Genomic DNA, 17377 nt, shown 5'->3' with positions numbered 1-17377 from the left:
ATCGGTTTCGCGACCTTCTATGGCAATCCTTTACGAATGGGCTCCACAGAGTGGCCACTGACTGACCAACTGTGTTCCGGCTGTGGAGACGTCGACTCAACCCCCCGGGTTCCGGGGCCGGAATGTGACTGAAGTCTCATCAGACCTCGTGCACTTTGCGCGATCTTGGCGGAATGACATCCTCCGGGACACCATGCCCCGCATGAAGGGTGATCTCTTTTCCAGTGCGCATGTGGTGCAGCCGGCCGTGGAGCCGGGCATGTCCGTCGAGAACGCCAAGTGCGTCAAGTACGCGGTGAACGGCGAGATGTACGCCCGCCAGGGCGCGATGGTCGCCCATCGCGGGAACCTGAGGTTCGAGCGCAAGGGGCAGGGCGTCGGCGGCATGCTGAAGCGCGCGGTCACCGGTGAGGGGCTGCCCCTGATGGCCGTGCGCGGGCAGGGCGAGGCCTGGTTCGCGCACGAGGCGCAGAACTGCTTCATCGTCGAGATCGAGCCCGGCGACCAGTTCACCGTCAACGGCCGCAACGTGCTGTGCTTCGACGCCTCGCTGTCGTACGACATCAAGACGGTGAAGGGGTCCGGCATCGCCGGCGGCGGCCTGTTCAACAGCGTGTTCAGCGGGCAGGGCCGGCTCGGTCTGGTCTGCGAGGGCAACCCGCTGGTGATACCGGTCTCCGCGCAGTCCCCGGTGTACGTCGACACGGACGCGGTGGTCGGCTGGACCGCGCACCTGGAGACCTCGCTGCACCGCTCCCAGTCCATCGGCTCGATGCTGCGCGGCGGTTCCGGCGAGGCCGTACAGCTGATGCTCCGGGGCGAGGGCTTCGTCGTGGTGCGCCCGAGCGAGCTGACCCCGCAGAAGAACCAGCAGCACTGAACGTTCACAGGGTGATCCGCGTCGCACGAGCAACCCCCCTCGCCGTACCCGCGTCTTGATCGGCAACAGACCGACCCGCCCCGGTCCCTTCGGCCGGGGCGTCATTCCGAGATGCTATACACGCTGTGTATACATGCCGTGTATAGAGAGGTACGCATGTACGGCAAGGCTTTCGCCCCGGAGTACCAGGGCGCCCTGACCACCCTGTCCGTGAACTCCTCGCTGGTCGATGTGCTGGCGGAGGGCACCGAGAAGCTGCGCGAGGCCGAGCGGTCGGGGCGCGGCGCCGAGGCGGCCCGCTGCGGGCTCGCCGTCGCCGAGGCGCACCGGCGGCTCGGCCACACGGCGGAGGCGGACCGGGCCTGGAAGGCGAGTTACCGCGCCGCCCGCGCGGCCGGCGACACCGCCGCGATGGCGTGGGCGCTGTGGAGCGGCGGCACCCTCGCCCGGCAGCGCGGAGCCTTCCCGCTGGCCTGGCGGCTGCTGGGACTCGCGGCCGAACTCGGCGAGCGCGGCGGCGACGTCGTCGTCCGCGGCTACTCGCTGGCCGGCCTGGCGGAGACCGGCCGGATCCAGGGCGACTACGCGGCGGTCGGCCGGCTGCACGAGCAACTGCTGGCCGAGGCGCGCAGGCGCGGCGAGGCCCGGCACACGGTGTGGGCGCTGGAGGGCATCGCGCAGATGCACCGCAACACCGGCGACCACGACACGGCGTACGCGCTGTTCGAGGAGGCGGCGCGGATAGCCGAGCAGGCGGAGGACCGGCGCGGGCACGCCTGGGCGCTGCGCGGACTCGCCGACATCCTCTCGGTGCGCGACAAGGACACCGAGCGGGCACTGGAACTGCTGTCCCGGGCCGAGGCCGGCTGCCGGGAGATGAACCTCTCCAGCGCGCTCGCCTACAACCACAAGATGCGCGGCAACGTCCTGTACCGGGCGGAACGTTACGCCGAGGCGCGGGAGATGTACGAGCTGGCGCTGGAGGAGTTCCGCGCGATGAGCGAACCGCGCGGCACGGCGCTGGCCCGGCTGGGCCTGGCCAAGTCGCGGGCGCGGCTGGGCCGGGACCGGGCCGAGACCGCAGCCGAACTCGCCGACCTGGCACGGACGTTGGAGCGCAGCGGACTCAAGCACGCCCGGGAGATGGTGGCCCGGGCCCAGGAGGAGTTCGGCCTCGACGCGTCCACCGCCGCGGAGGCCGCCCGGTGACCACCGTACAGGCGCCGCCCTCGGCGCAGGATGTCCTCGCCCGCTGCGGTGGGTTGGTCCGCCCGGCACTGCGCGAGGCGGTGGGCCGGCTGCATCCGTGGGTGGCCGAGATGGCCGGGTACTCCTTCGGCTGGTGCGAGGTCGGCGGGGCGCCCGCCGCCGCGCCCGGCGGCAAGGGCGTACGGCAGGCGCTGGCGGTGCTCGGCGCCGAAGCGGCGGGCGCCGACGGGCGGGCCGGTGTCCCGGCGGCGGTCGCGGTGGAGCTGGTGCACGCCTTCTCGCTGCTGCACGACGACATCATGGACGGCGACGCGACCCGGCGCCGCCGCCCCGCCGTGTGGAAGGCCTACGGCACGGGACCGGCGGTGCTCGCCGGGGACGCCCTGTTCGCGCTGGCGGTGGAGACCCTCGCGACCGCGCCGCAGGGCACCGGCGCCGTGCGGCTGCTGTCGGCGGCCCTCGCCGACCTGGTCCGCGGGCAGGCCGACGACCTGCTGTTCGCCACCCGGCCCTGGACGGGTCCGGGGCGGGTCACGCCCGAGGAGTACCGGTCGATGGCGGAGGGCAAGACCGGCGCGCTGCTGGGCTGTGCCGCCGCGCTGGGCGCCGTGCTCGGCGGGGCGGACGAGGCCACGGCAGGCGCACTGGACCGGGCCGGACGGCATCTCGGCGTCGCCTTCCAGCTGGTCGACGACGTGCTGGGCATCTGGGGCGACCCGGCCGTCACCGGCAAGCCCGTGGGCGGCGATCTGCGGCAGCGCAAGAAGACGTACCCGGTGCTGGCCGCGCTCGCCGCCCCGGCGGCCCGCGCCCTGCCCGGACTGCTCGACGCGCCCGGCCGCGCCGCGGAGGCCGCCGCGCTGATCGAGGCGGCGGGCGGCCGTACCGCGGCGCTGACCGAGGCGCGTGCGCACACGGCCGCCGCCCGGGCGCTGCTCGCACAGGCACCGCTGGCCGCCGAGGCGGCCGGGGACCTCTTCCGGCTGCTGGACCACCTGGTGGGCCGCGAGGTGTAGGCCCGGTCGTCCGACTCCGTCCCCCGGGCCGGGCCCGGCGGCCACACCCGGCCGGCCGCGTCACCAACCCGTCCGGTCGGCACAACCGGGCCGGCTGCGAAACCGTGTTGACCTCGGGTGTCCGCGCGGGTCAGGGTGCGAACGGCGCGGCCCCCACCCCCGCGCCGGAAGGGTGAAGCACCTTGATCGGCATCGAGGAGATCGAAGCCGCGGCGGAGCGGATCGCCGGACATGTCGTACGGACGCCCACCGTGCCGAGTCCGGGTCTGACCGAGCTGCTCGGCGTTCCGGTCACCGCCAAGCTCGAACTGCTGCAGCGCACCGGCTCGTTCAAGGCACAGCGGGGCGACGGCGAAGCTGCTGTCGCTGAGCGAGGGCGAGCGGGCGGCGGGCGTCGTCGCGGTCAGCGGCGGCAACCACGGGATCGCCCTCGCGGTGATGGCCGCGGCCCTCCATGTGAAGGCGACCGTGGTCATGCCCCGTACCGCTCCCGCGCGTTCCATCGCGCTCGCCGAGCGGGCGGGGGCGCAGGTCCGGCTGACCGACGGCATGGACAGCGCCTTCTCGCTGGTGACCCGGCTCCGGGACGAGGGGCTGACCCTGGTCCACCCGTTCGACGACCCGGTGGTGATCGCCGGACAGGGCACGGTCGGGCTGGAGCTGGCCGAGGACGCGGTGGACGGCCTGACGGACGTCGTGGTCAGCATCGGTGGCGGCGGGCTGATCGCCGGGGTCGCGGCGGCCCTCGCCGCCCGGCGCCCCGGCGTGCGCCTGTGGGGCGTGGAGACCGAGGGCGCCGAGGCCATGTCCGGCGCGCTGAAGTCGGGCGGACCGGTGCCGGTGCCCCTGTCGTCCCTGGTCACCACGCTCAGCGCGCCCTCCGTCTCCCGGCTGACGTACGACCATGTGTCCGCGCTGGTCGAGGAGGTGCTGGTGGTACCGGACCGGGACGCGGTGCGGGGCTCGCTGGACCTCGCCGAGCACGCCAAGGTGTGGGCCGAGCCGGCCGCGGGCTGTCTGCTGCCGGCGGCCCGCCAGGTCGCGGCCCGGGTCGGCGACGGCGCCCGGATCGGGCTCGTGGTCTGCGGCGGCAACACGACACCACGGGAGCTGACCGGCTGGGCCGAGCGGTTCGGGCTGTTGTGACTCCGTGGCTGTGGTGACTCGACGGCTGTCATGAGTCTCCGGCTGGTGTGAACCAGGGCCGCGCCCCGTATTTACCCTCGGTTACCCGCAGGTCGAACGACCCCGGGGCGCGGCCATCTCAAACTCGCAAGCCCTTTCGAAGAATTGAATGAAAGGCAGGACCGGCGCCGGACTCGCGGATTCTTTGAACGCACCCCCGCACGCCCCGCGTACCACTGTGAGACACGCAACAGGGGTTTCAGCGAGGGATGACCATGACCAAGGCGCACGTCTCCGCACACGAGTTGGTCGCCGGACGGTACCGGCTCCTGGAGGTCTTCGCCCGCGAGACCAACCGCCTGTGGTGGTACGCCGAGGACGTGGCCGCCGACCAGCCCCGGCTGGTGGCCCAGACCACCCTGCCGGAGCCCGCCGGTGACGACACCGCGCGCCGGGTCACGGCCCGCGTCGTGCGGACCGCCGAGACGATGCGGCTGGTGTGTCCCGGCCAGGTCGCCACGGTCGTCGACGCCGTGGTGGAGGCCGGCACCCTGTGGACGGTCACCGAGTGGATCGACGGCACACCCCTCGTCGAACTCCTCGACCGCGAAGGCGCGTTCAACGTCGCGCGGGCGGCCCGGATCGGCCTGGAACTGCTCGACGTGCTGCAGGCCGCGCACGCCGAGGGCATCACCCACGGCGAGCTGAGCCCCGGCCAGGTCTTCGTCCGGGACAGCGGCCCGGTCGTCGTCACCGGGTTCGGGCTGGCCGGGGCGACCCTGGTGCCACGGCTCTCGGCACCGTCGTACGCCTCGCCCGAACAGGCCCGCGACGAGCGCATCGGACCGGCCGCCGACCTGTGGGCGCTGGGCGCGCTGCTGTACACGATGGTGGAGGGGCGGCCGCCGTTCCGCGACCGCGGCCGGCCCGACGCCACCCTGAAGGCCGTGGACCGGCTGCCGCTGCGCACACCGCTGCGCACGGGCCCGCTCACCCAGGCCGTGCAGGGGCTGCTGCGGAAGAACTCGCGCGAGCGGCTGACCCGGCAGGTGGTCAGGGAGGCCCTGATCCGGACCCTCGACGAGGACGCCGACGCCGACCGCGAGCCGGCCCCCGTGCCCCGGCTGCGCGGCGCGTACGCCGGTGTCCGCCTGGCCGGGCGGCAGCCGAGCAGATGGCTCCTGGCGGCCGGTACCGCGCTGGCCGTGGTCACCGTCGCCGCCGCCGTGCTGGCCGCGACCCACCAGCTGCCGGGCACCGGCAGCGCACAGGCACCGGCCCGCCCCACCGCCTCGGCCGCCCCGTCCGGCAAGCACACGGCGGCCACGGCGCCCTCCTCCGGTGCCTCGGCGCCCTCCTCCCCGGCCCCGGCTCCGAGCGCCTCAGCCGCCCTGCCGGCCGGTTACCACCGCTACACCGCCCCGGAGGGCTTCTCCGTCGCCCTGCCGGACGGCTGGCAGCGGCTGACCACCTCCCGCGTCGGCGGCGCCTACCGCGTCACCTTCGGCCCGGACGGCACCGCTCCCACCCTCGCCGTCACGCACAGCGAGCACGTGGGCCCGGATCCCGTGTTCGTCTGGCGGGACGACGTCGAACCCGATCTGCAGCGGCTGCCCGGCTACCAGCGCGTCGGCACGGTCCGGGCCACCACGTACCAGGGCTTCAGGGCCGCCGACCTGGAGTGGCTGGCGGGGACGGGAGACGCGCGGGTCCACACCTTCGGGCGCGGCTTCCTGACCGGCGGCGGCGACGCCTTCTCCCTGCGCTTCACGACCCCGGCCGCGGCCTGGGACGACGCCGCGAACCGGCTGGCGCTGAGGACGTTCCTGCAGACGTTCCGGGCACCCGGGGGGTGACGGGTGCCGGTGGCTCGTTTTCCGGCCGCCACGCCGGGGACTCGCCGGTCATGGTGCGAATCGGATACACGATGATGACCGAGCAGGCAGGTCCCCGGGAGCTGGTGGACCACGTGGTGCGGGCCGAGGAGGCCGGGTTCGACTTCTCGGTGATCTCCGACCACTACTTTCCGTGGCTGCGCTCGCAGGGCCACTCCTCGTACGCGTGGAGCGTGCTGGGCGCCGCCGCCCAGGCCACCTCGCGGATTCCGCTGATGACCTATGTGACCTGCCCCATCCTGCGCTACCACCCGGCGATCGTGGCGCAGCAGGCGGCCACGGTGCAGCTGCTGTCCGAGGGCAGGTTCCGGCTCGGGCTGGGTGCCGGGGAGAACCTGAACGAGCATGTGGTGGGCGGCGGCTGGCCTCCGGTGGATGTGCGCCACGAGATGCTCGAGGAGGCCGTGGGGATCATCCGCGCGCTGTTCGAGGGCGGCCATGTCACCCACCACGGGCCGCACTACGACGTGGACTCGGCCCGGCTGTGGGACCTGCCGGACCAGCCCCCGCCGATCGGGATCGCCGTCTCCGGCGACCAGTCCTGCGCGCTCGCGGGGCACCTGGCCGACCTGGTCATCGCGACCGAGCCGAAGCCGGGGCTGCTGGAGGCCTTCGACCGGCATGGCGGCAGCGGCAAACCCCGGGTGGGCCAGCTGCCGGTGTGCTACGACCCTGACCGGGACACGGCGGTCAAGCGCGCCCACTCCCAGTTCCGCTGGTTCGGGCTCGGCTGGAAGGTGAACGCCGAACTGCCGCACCCCGACTCCTTCGAGGCCGCGACGCAGTTCGTGGACGAGGACGACGTCGCCGCCGCCATCCCGTGCGGCGACGACCCCGACGCCTTCGTGGCGGCCGTACGGCCGTACGCCGAGGCCGGGTTCGGGGAGATCGCGCTGGTGCAGATCGGCGGCGACGCGCAGGCGGAGTACCTGGACTGGTCGGCGAAGACCCTGCTGCCCGCGCTGCGGGAGGCCTTCGGCTGACTCCGGCAGGCCATCGGCGGCTGCCTGGTCGCGCCGCGCGGAGCCGGCGGGAATCCGTCGCGGGGTTGAGCATCCCGGGCGTCACGGGGGTACTAGAGGGTCCTGAGCCGATCGTCGCCGGAGGCCCTCGCGTGACCGCGTTCGTGCACAAGACCCTGCTGGTACAGCTGTGCTCGGAAGGCACCGGCCGGTGCCCCGTGCTCGCCCATCTCCGTTACGACGCCGACGACCCGTTCGCCGTCACCGCCGTCTTCGGCCACGACGGCCGGGTGCTGGCCTGCTGGCGGCTGGACCGGGAGATGCTCTCCGAGGGCCTGGCACGGCCCGTCGGCGTCGGGGACGTACGGCTGCGGCCGGCCGCGACCGGTGCCTGGCACGAGCTGCGCATGGAGTTCCTCGGGGACGTCCGCCCGGACGGCGGCCGGCAGCAGGCGGTGGTGTTCGCCTGGGCGCCGGCGGTCGCCGCGTTCCTGCGGGAGACCCACCGGATCGTGCCGCCGGGACAGGAACGCGCCCCCGTCGACGAGCTGTTGGCCGAGATCCTCTCCGCGGGCTGAAGATCGTGCCCGGTTGCCCCGGCCCGTGGCGATCAGTGAGGTCGCCCGGGTGACTGCCAGGTCGGCCATGGGCCACGCACGAGTGAGGTTCCCGGCCTCGGCGTGAGCGCGAGGCGGGCGCGAGGCCCGCCGTTGTCTCCGATTGCTCCAGCCCCCGACGCCCAGGCCGGCGCCGCTTCCCACGGACCTCGACACCCGGAGACACCCCTGCAGAGCACTGTTCGGCACATCCCGACGACCGCCGTCCGGCTCGACCACACCGCCGTCCTCGCCGCGGACCGGCAGCTGTCGGCACAGTTCCTCGCCGCCGTCCTGGGACTGGAGGCCGGCGCCCCGTTCGGGCCGTTCCTGCCGGTCGACCTCGCGGGCGGCGTGACGCTCGACCACTACGAGAAGCGTGACGAGCCGGTCCAGCCGCAGCACTACGCGTTCCTCGTGCCCGACGAGCAGTTCGACGGCATGATCGCCCGACTGGAGGCGCTCGGCGTCACCTACTACGCCGACCCGCACCACGGCGAGCCCGGCCGGATCAACCGCCTCTTCGGGGGCCGTGGCGCGTACTTCGCCCACCCGGCCGGGCACAACATGGACATCATGACCCGGCCGTACGTCCGCCCTTGACGGAGCCGGCCGGCGGGCCCGCGTCCCGGTCGTCGGGCCGGGCCGTGTGCCGGTGCCGGGCCCACAGGGGCAGGCCGTACCACCACAGCAGGTACCAGGCGACGACGGCCGCCACCAGCCAGGGGACGTAGGTGCTGTGCGTGGCCACCCTCAGGATCAGCAGCAGCGAGGACGTCATGGTGGCCAGCAGCAGGGCGAGGCCGACCAAGGTCATCCGCGAGGCCAGCCGCACCGCCTGCGGCTTGACCCGGCGGCCGGAGACCAGGCGGTGCAAGGACACCGGGCCGACGAGGGCGCCGGTGGTACAGGCGCCCAGGACGACGGTCACGATGTAGATGACCTGGTTGGAGTGGGACAGCGTGGCGTACTTCTGCTGGAAGACGACGGTCAGCAGGAAGCCGAACAGGATCTGCACGCCCGTCTGGGCGACGCGGACCTCCTGGATGAGTTCGACCCACATCCGGTCGGCCCGCTCCTCCTCCGTCTCGTTGCGCCCCCTGCGCCGTCCTGCCTCCTCCATGCGGTGCGGGTAACCGCCCGCCCCTTCGTTCAAACGGTGGGTGCCGCGGTGACTACCAGCGGTGCTCGACCTGTTCCTCGATGCGCCGCTCGTACAGCTCGCGGATCGCGGTGAACGTCTCCGGCGGCAGCGGCGGCAGCTTGGCCGCGGCCGCGTTCGCACGGGCCTGCCCGGGGTTGCGGGCGCCGGGGATCACCGTGGTCACGCCGTCCTGCTCGATGATCCAGCGCAGCGCGAGCTGGGCCGGGGTGTATCCCTCGGGGGCGAGCGCGGCGAACTCGGCGGCGGCCTCGACACCGGTGTCGTAGTCGACGCCGGAGAAGGTCTCGCCCTGGTCGAAGGCCTCGCCGTGCCGGTTGAAGGTGCGGTGGTCGTCGGCCGCGAACACCGTGTCCTTGGTGTACTTGCCGGACAGCAGACCGGAGGCGAGGGGCACGCGCGCGATGATGCCGACGCCGGCCTCGCGGGCGGCGGGGAGCACCTCGTACAGGGGCTTCATGCGGAACGGGTTGAGGATGATCTGCACGCTCGCCACGTGCGGCCGGGCGATGGCGGTCAGCGCCTCGGCGCAGGTCTCCACGCTCACCCCGTACGCGGCGACGCGCTCCTCCTCGACCAGGGTGTCCAGGGCGTCGAACACCGCGTCGGAGGAATACACGGGCGTCGGCGGGCAGTGCAGCTGGACCAGGTCGATGCGGTCGACGCCGAGGTTGCGGCGGGAGCGGTCGTTCCAGGTACGGAAGTTGTCCAGGACGTAGTTCCCGGGGATCTGCCCGACCCGGCGGCCCATCTTGGTCGCCACCAGAACGTGCAGGTCGGGGCGGCCGCGCAGGAAGGAGCCGATGGTCTCCTCGCTGCGTCCGTCGCCGTACACGTCGGCCGTGTCGAAGAAGGTGACGCCCGCCTCGGCCGCGGCCTCGAGGACGGCGAGCGCCTCCTTGTCGTCCACGTCGCCCCAGTCGGCGCCCAGCTGCCAGGTGCCGAGTCCGATCACCGATGCCCACTGGCCCGACCTGCCGATCACGCGTTCGTCCATGGCGCCAGTGTGGCATCCGGCACCGGACCGCGCGGAACGAGCCGCTCCGGCGGGCGGGCCGTGTGTCTTCACCCTCATGGGTGAGGGGCGTCGTTCGGCGTCAACTGGGCCTGAATGAGCGGGCCGTAGCGGTCGGCGATGGTGTCGGCGTCGGCCTCGCGCAGGTGCGGGCCGCGTGCGATGCCGTACATCACGCCGAGGCCGACGAGCGCGGCGACGGCGAGTTCGGCGCGCAGCCCGGCGTCGGGGCCGGTGAGCCGGGCGGCGAGGCGTTCGGTCACCTGGGCGCGGAAGTTGGCGCGCAGGATGTCGCCGTGGTCTCCGTGCAAGGGGGCGAAGGCGATGCGCAGCAGCGGGTCGGCGCCGCGCTCGCGCTGGCTCGCGAGGACGTGCCGGGCCATGTGCCGGCCGAGTCCGGCGAGCGGCGCGTCCAGCAGGGCGTCCGCGTCGGTGTCGAAGGACATCACGCGGGCGAACAGGGCGTCCTTGTTGCCGAAGTACTTCACGATCAACGGCGGGCTCACGCCGGCGCGGTCGGCGACCGCCTTGAGCGTGATGTCGGCGTGCGCGTGCCGGGCGAGGAGGTAGCGGGCCGCTGTGAGGATGGCCGCCTTGGTGGCCTCGGCGTCACGGCGCGCGGACAGGCCCGGTGCGGGTGGAGTGCTCACGCCCCTCATGCTCCCTCCATGGCCTGGTCGCGGGCGCCGCGGGTGGGGTCCGTGGCGTGCCGGGTGCCGCCCGGGGTGCCGTCGCCGGGGATGGACAGGGCGGCGGCGCAGGCGGCGAGGGCGACGGCGCCGGCCATCGCGAACGCGAGCAGGTAGCCGTGCAGGGTGGGTGTCGCGACACCGCCGACCGGGCTGCTGTGGTGCACGAGGACGGCGGCGACGGCGGCGCTGGAGGTGGCCTGGCCGATGGTGCGCATGAGGACGTTGACGCCGTTGGCGGACGCGGTCTGCCCGGCGGGGACGGCCCGCAGGATGAGCGTGGGCAGCGCCGAGTAGGCGAGGGTGGTGCCGGTCGCGACCACGGTGGCACCGGCGATGATCATCCACAGGTCGCGGCTGTCGGCGATGCGGACCGCGTAGCCGCAGGCGATGACGGCGGCGCCCAGCGCGAGGGTGATCCGCGGGCCGCGCGCGGCCGAGATGCGGGCCGACACCGGCGAGAACAGCAGCATGGTCACGCCGCCGGGCAGCAGGCACAGACCGGTGGCGACGATCGACAGGCCGAGGCCGTAGCCGGTGGCCTTCGGCGCCTGCACCAGCTGGGCGGTGACCAGCGAGTTGGCGTAGAAGGCGAACCCGGTCAGCAGGGCGGCCACGTGCGACAGGCCGACGCGCGGCCGGCCGACCAGCCGCAGGTCGACCAGCGGCCGTTCGGCGCGCAGTTGCTGCCACCACCACAGCGCGAGCACGACGGCGGCGCCGAGGAACAGTCCGAGGACCCGGGCGCTCCCCCAGCCCCAGGAGCCGCCCTGCGAGACGCCCAGCAGCAGGCAGACGAGGCCGGCGGCGAGGCCCAGCGCGCCGGTCACGTCGAACCGTCCAGGTTCGCGCACCGGCGACTCCCTGACCGCCCACCAGGTCGCCGCCACGCCCGCCGCGCCCAGGGCGCTGGTCAGCCAGAACATGGTGTGCCAGTCGGCGTACTGGACGACCAGCGCGGCGAGCGGCAGGCCGAGGGCGGCGCCGATGCCGACGGTCGAGCTCATCAGCGCCACCGCCGAGCCCCGCCGCTCGGGCGGGAGTTCGTCGCGCAGGATGCTGATCGACAGCGGGACGACGGAGGCGGCGGCGCCCTGGAGAGCGCGGGCGGCGATGAGCAGGCCGATGTCGGAGGTCAGTGCGCACAGCACCGAGCCGAGGGTCATCAGGGCGAGCGCACAGGTGAGCACCCGGCGTTTGCCGTACATGTCGCCGGCCCGGCCGAGCACCGGGGTGAGGACGGCGCCGGACAGGAGGGTCGCGGTGACCGTCCAGGAGACGGTCGCGGCGGACGCGCCGGTGAGCCGGGGCAGGTCCGGCAGCAGGGGGACGACGACGGTCTGCATGACCGCCATGAGGATGCCGCCCGACGCCAGCACCGGGATGGTGAGCCGGCTGCGCAGCGGGAGCGCGGCGGCCGGGCCGGGCGGCTGGGCTATGGGGGCGGGCTGGTCCATCCGGCGCTCCTGAAGACGACACGACTGCTCGGTGAATGAGAATTCACCCTACCGAGTGAATCGCCATTCACCAACGTGTGTGGCAGGGGCCCGGAGCATTCAGCCGAGGTTCTTCTCCAGGGCCGCGAGATAGTTGTGCATGAAGTGGTCGCGCAGGCCGTCGGAGGCGGGCGCGAAGGCGTCGGTGGTCATTCCGGTCGCCCGGTCGGTGAGTGCCGACAGCACCGGCATGCTCTCGTGCAGCCGGCCGTGCGAGTCGATGTAGCGCAGGGCGCGGACATGGGTGTAGGCGGGCTCGGGCGGCAACTGGGGGACGATGTCGTTGTTGTTGACGAAGCGGTACATGCGGCCGCCGAATCCCTTGTGGAACGCCTCGGCGAGCAGCCGGTCGCAGGTGCGCGGCTGGCCGTAGGTGTACACGCCGTCCGCGGCCAGGTGCGGGTCCTCCAGGTACATCCGGGCGCCGGCCAGCATCGCGAGGGCGCCGCCCAGGCTGTGCCCGGTGAAGTACACGCTCTGGCCGTCGGTGCGCAGTTCGGCGAGGGTGGTGTGGACGGCCGGATAGGCCGACTCCAGGGCCTCGGCGAATCCGTGGTGGACGTATCCGTTGCCGCCGGGTCCGGGCCTCGGCGGGGTGGTGGTGTCGGTGAGCCAGTCCTTGATCTGCGCGGGTTCGGTGCCGCGGAACGCGGTGACGATCATCCGGTCACTGGCCAGGGTGTACGCCTGGGTGTCCTGCAGCGGGAAGGGCGGGGTGAATCGGGTCTCGTGGTGGCGCACCCGGTCGAAGCCCCACCGGGCCGCCTGGTCCTCGATGACGGCGCGGTCCTTGTAGGCCAGGTCGGCCGCGCGGGCGAGCCAGTAGGCGCGTTGCAGGCTGTAGCCGGACGAGGCCTGGTCGAACGATACGGGCACGGCCATGAACGGGACTCCTCGGTCACCCTGTGCAGTCGTACGAAACGGCAGGGTAGCAACGAGGCCAGGCCGCCCGATCGCGTCAGTTTGGCGTGGTGAGCCGGGCCACTCGAACGGAGGGCGGACGGCAAGGACCGCCGGAAACGCGGTCGGCGCGGCAAGGAATTCCCCGTTCCGGAGCGCATCGGGCCCCCGTCACGGCAAGATCACCTTGGTTCAACTCTGTACGACATGTAGGCAATTGTCCGGATCACGGCCAACCGGTTCCGAGGGATTTCCCCCCGTCCCGGAGCCCTCGATAGGCATGCGGCGTCACCACCGGAACCACCCTCCTGGAGGACCCGTATGCCCGACATCACCCGGCGCCGCGCGCTCACCGCGACCGCGGCCCTCGCCGCGACGGCCACCGTGACCACCCTCGCGGCACCCGGCGCCTCGGCCGCCGGCCGCGAGCACCCCGGCTCGGTCACCGGCCACGAGCACCCCATGCCGATGCCGGGGAGCTTCGACGAGGTCTACAAGGGCCGCCGGATACAGGGCCGGCCGACGACGACGGGCTCCGGCGGCCACCACCACGACCACGGCGGCGGTTACGAGGTGCTGGTCGACGGCGTGCGACTGCATGTGATGCGCAACGCCGACGGCACCTGGATCAGCGTCGTCAGCCACTACGCCCCGGTGTCCACCCCGCGCGCCGTCGCCCGGGCCGCGGTGGACGAGCTGCAGGGCGCCCCGCTGCTGCCCTTCCCCGCCAACTGACCGCCCCCGCAAGGACATTCGGAGCATCGCGCACCATGACCGTACGCAAGAACCAGGCCACCCTGACCGCCGACGAGAAGAAGCGGTTCGTGTCCGCCGTCCTCGAACTCAAGCGCAACGGGCGCTACGACGAGTTCGTCCGCACGCACAACGCGTTCATCATGTCGGACACCGACACCGGCGAGCGGACCGGCCACCGCTCACCGTCGTTCCTGCCCTGGCACCGCAGATTCCTGCTCGACTTCGAGCAGGCGCTGCAGTCGGTGGACCCCTCGGTCGCGCTGCCGTACTGGGACTGGAGCACCGACCGCACGGTGCGTGCCGCGCTGTGGGCGCCGGACTTCCTCGGCGGCACCGGGCGCAGCACGGACGGCCGCGTGATGGACGGCCCGTTCGCCGGGTCCACCGGCAGCTGGCCGATGACCATACGCGTCGACGGCCGTACCTTCCTGCGCCGGTCACTGGGCACGGCCGTGCGCGAACTGCCGACGCGCGCCGAGGTGGAGTCGGTGCTGTCGATACCGGCGTACGACATGGCGCCGTACAACAGCGCCTCGGACGGCTTCCGCAACAACCTGGAGGGGTGGCGCGGGGTCAACCTGCACAACCGGGTCCACGTCTGGGTCGGCGGGCAGATGGCCACCGGGGTGTCCCCCAACGACCCGGTGTTCTGGCTGCACCACGCCTACGTCGACAAGCTGTGGGCGGAGTGGCAGCGGCGGCATCCGGACGCGGGGTACGTGCCGGCCGGCGGCACGCCGGACGTCGTGGACCTCGACGAGACGATGAAGCCGTGGAACGACGTGCGTCCGGCGGACCTGCTGGACCACACGAGGTTCTACACCTTCGACAGCTGACCGGACCCGGTGTGATCAGGCCTCGGCGGTGCGGCACTCCGGGTGGCCCCAGCCCTGCGCGTTCTTGGCGATGGACTCGCCGGCCGCGTAGGAGCGGCCGCACAGGCAGCGGCCGGGGAACTTCGCCTTGATGGTGCGCGCCGAGGACGCTCCGCCGCCGGTGCGGCGGGGCGCCTTCCGGCGCGGGGCGGCCGCCTTCGGGGTGTCGGGCGAGGGCGGCGGCGCCGGGGAGCCGAGCGCGCTGCCGGCGGCCTCCTGCACCGCGGCGGCCTGGCTGGCGGCGCGGTCGGCGAAGTCGTTCAGCGGGTCGCCGTCGACCTGGTGGGCGGGGACGTAGCGGAACTCGACCGTGCGGCCGTCGAGGAGCGCGTCGATGCGGACGACGAGGTCCTGGTTGGCGACGGGCTTGCCGGCGGACGTCTTCCAGCCGTTGCGCTTCCAGCCGGGCAGCCAGGTGGTGACCGCCTTCATCGCGTACTGGGAGTCCATCCGGATCTCCAGCGGCACCTCGGGCGCGACGGCCGTGAGCAGCCGCTCCAGGGCGGTGAGTTCGGCGACGTTGTTGGTGGCCCGGCCGAGCGGCCCGGCCTCCCAGCGGGCGGGGGTCCGCTCGTCGCCGTCGGAGACCACCCACGCCCATCCGGCCGGTCCGGGGTTGCCCTTCGAAGCCCCGTCGCACGCGGCCACCACACGTTCACGCATACGCACGATCATGCCATGGCCGCGCCGGGCCCCGTCGCGGCCGGGTCAGGCCTCCTTGACCTTGGGCATCTCGCCCTCCGTGGTGGTGATGTCGATCACCGAGAAGTTCGCGCCCTGCGGGTCGCTCAGCGCCGCGAACCGGCCGAACGGGCTGCTCATCGGCCCGAAGCGGAGGACACCGCCCAGCTTGGTGGCCCGGGCCACGGCCGCGTCGCAGTCGTCGACGGTGAAGTAGACGTTGATGTACGAGGGCACCTCGGGCGGGAAGTCGTCGGTCATCCGCATCCGGCCGAGGACGGTGTCCTCGCCGACGTCGAACATCCGGAAGTCCACCGCGTCGTCCACGATGTCCTTCATCCGGTACGGGAACACCGCGGAGAGGAAGGCGTCGGCCTTCTCGGGCTCACGCGTGAAGACCTCGGCCCAGCAGTAGGCGCCCGGGGTCGCCGTCGCCTCGAAGCCCTCGTGGCTGCCGGCCTGCCAGACGCCGAAGACGGCCCCGCTGGGCTCGCGGGCCAGACACATCGTGCCGAAGTCGCCCACCTGCATCGGCTCCATCAGTACCTCGCCGCCGTTCTCCCGGATCTTCTCCGCGGTGGCGGCGGCGTCGGGCGAGGCGAAGTACAGGCACCACTGCGAGGGGCCCTCCTGCCCGGGCATGGGCGGGACCACGGCCGCCACCGCCTTGCCGTCCGCGTAGGCCTGCGTGTAGTTGCCGTACTCCGACGACGACTCGCCGAAGGTCCAGCCGAGGACGTCGCCGTAGAACCGTTTGGCTCCCTCGACGTCGCTGAACATCGCATCGGCCCAACAGGGCGTTCCCTCGGGTTGCACGGCCATGCTCGCGGCCCTCCTGGTCTTCGAGTCCGTACGGATGATCCCCACCCCAGGCGGTATGTCCCGAAGCTCACGCTAGCCATCCCGGGGGCGCCCCGCGCGCCGAACCGGGAAGCCGCCGGACACTGGAGGTGGAGGCGACGGCGCGATGACGGCGGAGACGATGCGTGCCTGGTCGGTGGTGCGGCCGGGACCGGTCGAGGGGCATCCCCTGCGGCTGGTGGAACGGCCCGTGCCGGTGCCAGGGGCGGACGAGCTGCTGGTGCGGGTGCGCGCCTGCGGGGTGTGCCGGACCGATCTCCATGTCGCCGAGGGCGATCTGCCGGTGCACCGGTCCGGGGTGACCCCCGGCCACGAGGTGGTCGGCGAGGTCGCGGGCGCCGGGGCCGCGGTGCGGGGCTTCACGGCCGGCGACCGGGTGGGCGTGGCCTGGCTGCGGCGCACCGACGGGGTGTGCGCGTACTGCCTGCGGGGCGCCGAGAACCTGTGCCCGCACTCGCGGTACACCGGCTGGGACGCCGACGGCGGATACGCCGAGTACACGACCGTGCCGGCCGCGTTCGCGTACCGGCTGCCCGGCGCCCTGGCCGATCTGGCGGCGGCGCCGCTGCTGTGCGCGGGGATCATCGGATTCCGTGCGCTGCGGCGGACCGGACTGCCCGAGGGCGGGCGGCTCGGCCTGTACGGGTTCGGGGGCAGCGCCCATCTGTGCGCCCAGGTGGCGCTCGCCGAGGGGGCCACCGTGCATGTGATCACCCGGGAGCCCGCCGCCCGCAGGCTGGCCCTGGACCTGGGCGCGGCCTCCGCGCGGGGCCTGCACGAGGCGCCGCCGGAGCCGCTGGACGCGGCGATCCTGTTCGCCCCGGCCGGCGAGCTGGTCCCGGTGGCCCTCCGCGCCCTCGACCGCGGCGGCGTGCTGGCCCTCGCCGGGATCCACCTGACCGACGTACCGCCGCTGCACTACGAGAGCGAGCTGTTCTACGAGAAGGAGCTGCGCAGCGTCACCGCGAACACCCGTGCCGACGGCCGGGAGTTCCTCGCCCTGGCCGCCCGGCACGGCGTCCGCGCGACCACGCACGCGTATCCGCTCTCCCGCGCTCCCCAGGCGCTTCGCGATCTCAAGGCCGGCCGGTTCGACGGGGCGGCCGTCCTGTACGCCGACCTGTCCTGAGCAGCGGGGAGGCGCACCACACCGGCGCGCGGGAACACCGCCGGGGGGCGTAGTGCACCGGCGCCCGGGCACACCCTTTGCCGCTCGCGCCCCGATCAGCGGGTTTACGCACCCGTGTGCCGGGTTCCGC

17 protein-coding genes and 1 pseudogene are annotated in these 17377 nt (G+C 73.3%); 11 read left to right on the top strand and 7 right to left on the bottom strand.

Translation table 11 applies throughout. The features are described from left to right. Positions 1 to 202: 202 nt before the first annotated feature. From ABB07_RS35515 to ABB07_RS35480, 8 genes and pseudogenes are all read left to right on the top strand, one after another. Positions 203 to 880 carry an AIM24 family protein gene (locus ABB07_RS35515; RefSeq protein WP_208902554.1) on the top strand — a complete coding sequence of 226 codons (678 nt, stop codon included), beginning with the start codon at positions 203 to 205 and terminating at the stop codon, positions 878 to 880. Positions 881 to 1036: 156 nt separating this feature from the next. After that, the gene (locus tag ABB07_RS35510) at positions 1037 to 2089 is read left to right on the top strand and encodes a tetratricopeptide repeat protein (RefSeq protein WP_208902553.1); all 1053 of its coding nucleotides are present in this window, start codon (positions 1037 to 1039) and stop codon (positions 2087 to 2089) included. Next, positions 2086 to 3105 carry a polyprenyl synthetase family protein gene (locus ABB07_RS35505; protein WP_208902552.1) on the top strand — a complete coding sequence of 340 codons (1020 nt, stop codon included), beginning with the start codon at positions 2086 to 2088 and terminating at the stop codon, positions 3103 to 3105. The genes ABB07_RS35510 and ABB07_RS35505 overlap by 4 nt, the downstream gene beginning before the upstream one ends. 182 nt (positions 3106 to 3287) lie before the next feature. Further along, a pseudogene (locus ABB07_RS35500) lies at positions 3288 to 4251 on the top strand (threonine/serine dehydratase family protein). A gap of 248 nt (positions 4252 to 4499) precedes the next feature. Beyond that, positions 4500 to 6086, top strand: a complete 1587-nt coding sequence (locus ABB07_RS35495) for a protein kinase domain-containing protein (protein ID WP_208902551.1) — start codon at positions 4500 to 4502, stop codon at positions 6084 to 6086. A gap of 50 nt (positions 6087 to 6136) precedes the next feature. After that, on the top strand, positions 6137 to 7108 hold the full coding sequence (locus ABB07_RS35490) for an LLM class F420-dependent oxidoreductase (RefSeq protein ID WP_208902550.1): 972 nt from the start codon (positions 6137 to 6139) through the stop codon (positions 7106 to 7108). Between the two features lie 131 nt (positions 7109 to 7239). Then, positions 7240 to 7665 carry an SsgA family sporulation/cell division regulator gene (locus ABB07_RS35485; protein ID WP_208902549.1) on the top strand — a complete coding sequence of 142 codons (426 nt, stop codon included), beginning with the start codon at positions 7240 to 7242 and terminating at the stop codon, positions 7663 to 7665. Between the two features lie 207 nt (positions 7666 to 7872). After that, positions 7873 to 8286: a VOC family protein gene (locus ABB07_RS35480; RefSeq protein WP_208903756.1), complete on the top strand. Its 414-nt coding sequence runs from the start codon at positions 7873 to 7875 to the stop codon at positions 8284 to 8286. On the opposite strand, the gene ABB07_RS35475 is transcribed toward ABB07_RS35480, so the two are convergent. The 5 genes from ABB07_RS35475 to ABB07_RS35455 all read right to left on the bottom strand — a co-directional run bounded on the left by ABB07_RS35475 (position 8258) and on the right by ABB07_RS35455 (position 12927). Then, positions 8258 to 8806: a DUF6328 family protein gene (locus tag ABB07_RS35475; RefSeq protein ID WP_244189626.1), complete on the bottom strand. Its 549-nt coding sequence runs from the start codon at positions 8804 to 8806 to the stop codon at positions 8258 to 8260. The two genes, ABB07_RS35480 and ABB07_RS35475, sit on opposite strands and share 29 nt — an antisense overlap. Positions 8807 to 8858: 52 nt before the next feature. Continuing rightward, positions 8859 to 9842: an aldo/keto reductase gene (locus tag ABB07_RS35470; protein WP_208902548.1), complete on the bottom strand. Its 984-nt coding sequence runs from the start codon at positions 9840 to 9842 to the stop codon at positions 8859 to 8861. Positions 9843 to 9916: 74 nt separating this feature from the next. Beyond that, positions 9917 to 10519, bottom strand: a complete 603-nt coding sequence (locus tag ABB07_RS35465; RefSeq protein WP_208902547.1) for a TetR/AcrR family transcriptional regulator — start codon at positions 10517 to 10519, stop codon at positions 9917 to 9919. After that, a complete protein-coding gene (locus ABB07_RS35460; protein WP_208902546.1) occupies positions 10516 to 12006 on the bottom strand; it encodes an MFS transporter in 1491 nt (496 codons plus the stop codon). Before ABB07_RS35460 ends, ABB07_RS35465 begins: the two co-directional genes overlap by 4 nt. A gap of 99 nt (positions 12007 to 12105) precedes the next feature. Then, positions 12106 to 12927, bottom strand: coding sequence for a lipase family protein (locus ABB07_RS35455; RefSeq protein WP_208902545.1), 822 nt, complete (start codon positions 12925 to 12927; stop codon positions 12106 to 12108). Positions 12928 to 13266: 339 nt separating this feature from the next. Here ABB07_RS35455 and melC1 point away from each other — a divergent pair, with 339 nt between their 5' ends. Both melC1 and melC2 read left to right on the top strand, forming a co-directional pair. Then, the gene (gene melC1 / locus ABB07_RS35450) at positions 13267 to 13680 is read left to right on the top strand and encodes an apotyrosinase chaperone MelC1 (protein ID WP_208902544.1); all 414 of its coding nucleotides are present in this window, start codon (positions 13267 to 13269) and stop codon (positions 13678 to 13680) included. A gap of 35 nt (positions 13681 to 13715) precedes the next feature. Next, the gene (gene melC2 / locus ABB07_RS35445; RefSeq protein WP_208902543.1) at positions 13716 to 14537 is read left to right on the top strand and encodes a tyrosinase MelC2; all 822 of its coding nucleotides are present in this window, start codon (positions 13716 to 13718) and stop codon (positions 14535 to 14537) included. Positions 14538 to 14552: 15 nt separating this feature from the next. On the opposite strand, the gene ABB07_RS35440 is transcribed toward melC2, so the two are convergent. Then, positions 14553 to 15251, bottom strand: coding sequence for a ribonuclease H family protein (locus ABB07_RS35440; protein WP_208902542.1), 699 nt, complete (start codon positions 15249 to 15251; stop codon positions 14553 to 14555). A gap of 33 nt (positions 15252 to 15284) precedes the next feature. Continuing rightward, positions 15285 to 16079 carry a VOC family protein gene (locus tag ABB07_RS35435; protein WP_208902541.1) on the bottom strand — a complete coding sequence of 265 codons (795 nt, stop codon included), beginning with the start codon at positions 16077 to 16079 and terminating at the stop codon, positions 15285 to 15287. A 160-nt stretch (positions 16080 to 16239) separates the two neighbouring features. On the opposite strand from ABB07_RS35435, the gene ABB07_RS35430 reads away from it, so the two are divergent. Next, positions 16240 to 17247, top strand: a complete 1008-nt coding sequence (locus ABB07_RS35430) for a zinc-binding alcohol dehydrogenase family protein (protein ID WP_208903755.1) — start codon at positions 16240 to 16242, stop codon at positions 17245 to 17247. Positions 17248 to 17377 lie beyond the last annotated feature (130 nt).

Source organism: Streptomyces incarnatus (assembly GCF_001027185.1).
Taxonomy (GTDB): Bacteria; Actinomycetota; Actinomycetes; order Streptomycetales; family Streptomycetaceae; genus Streptomyces; species Streptomyces puniciscabiei.
This window is presented reverse-complemented; position numbering and strand designations above follow the sequence as displayed.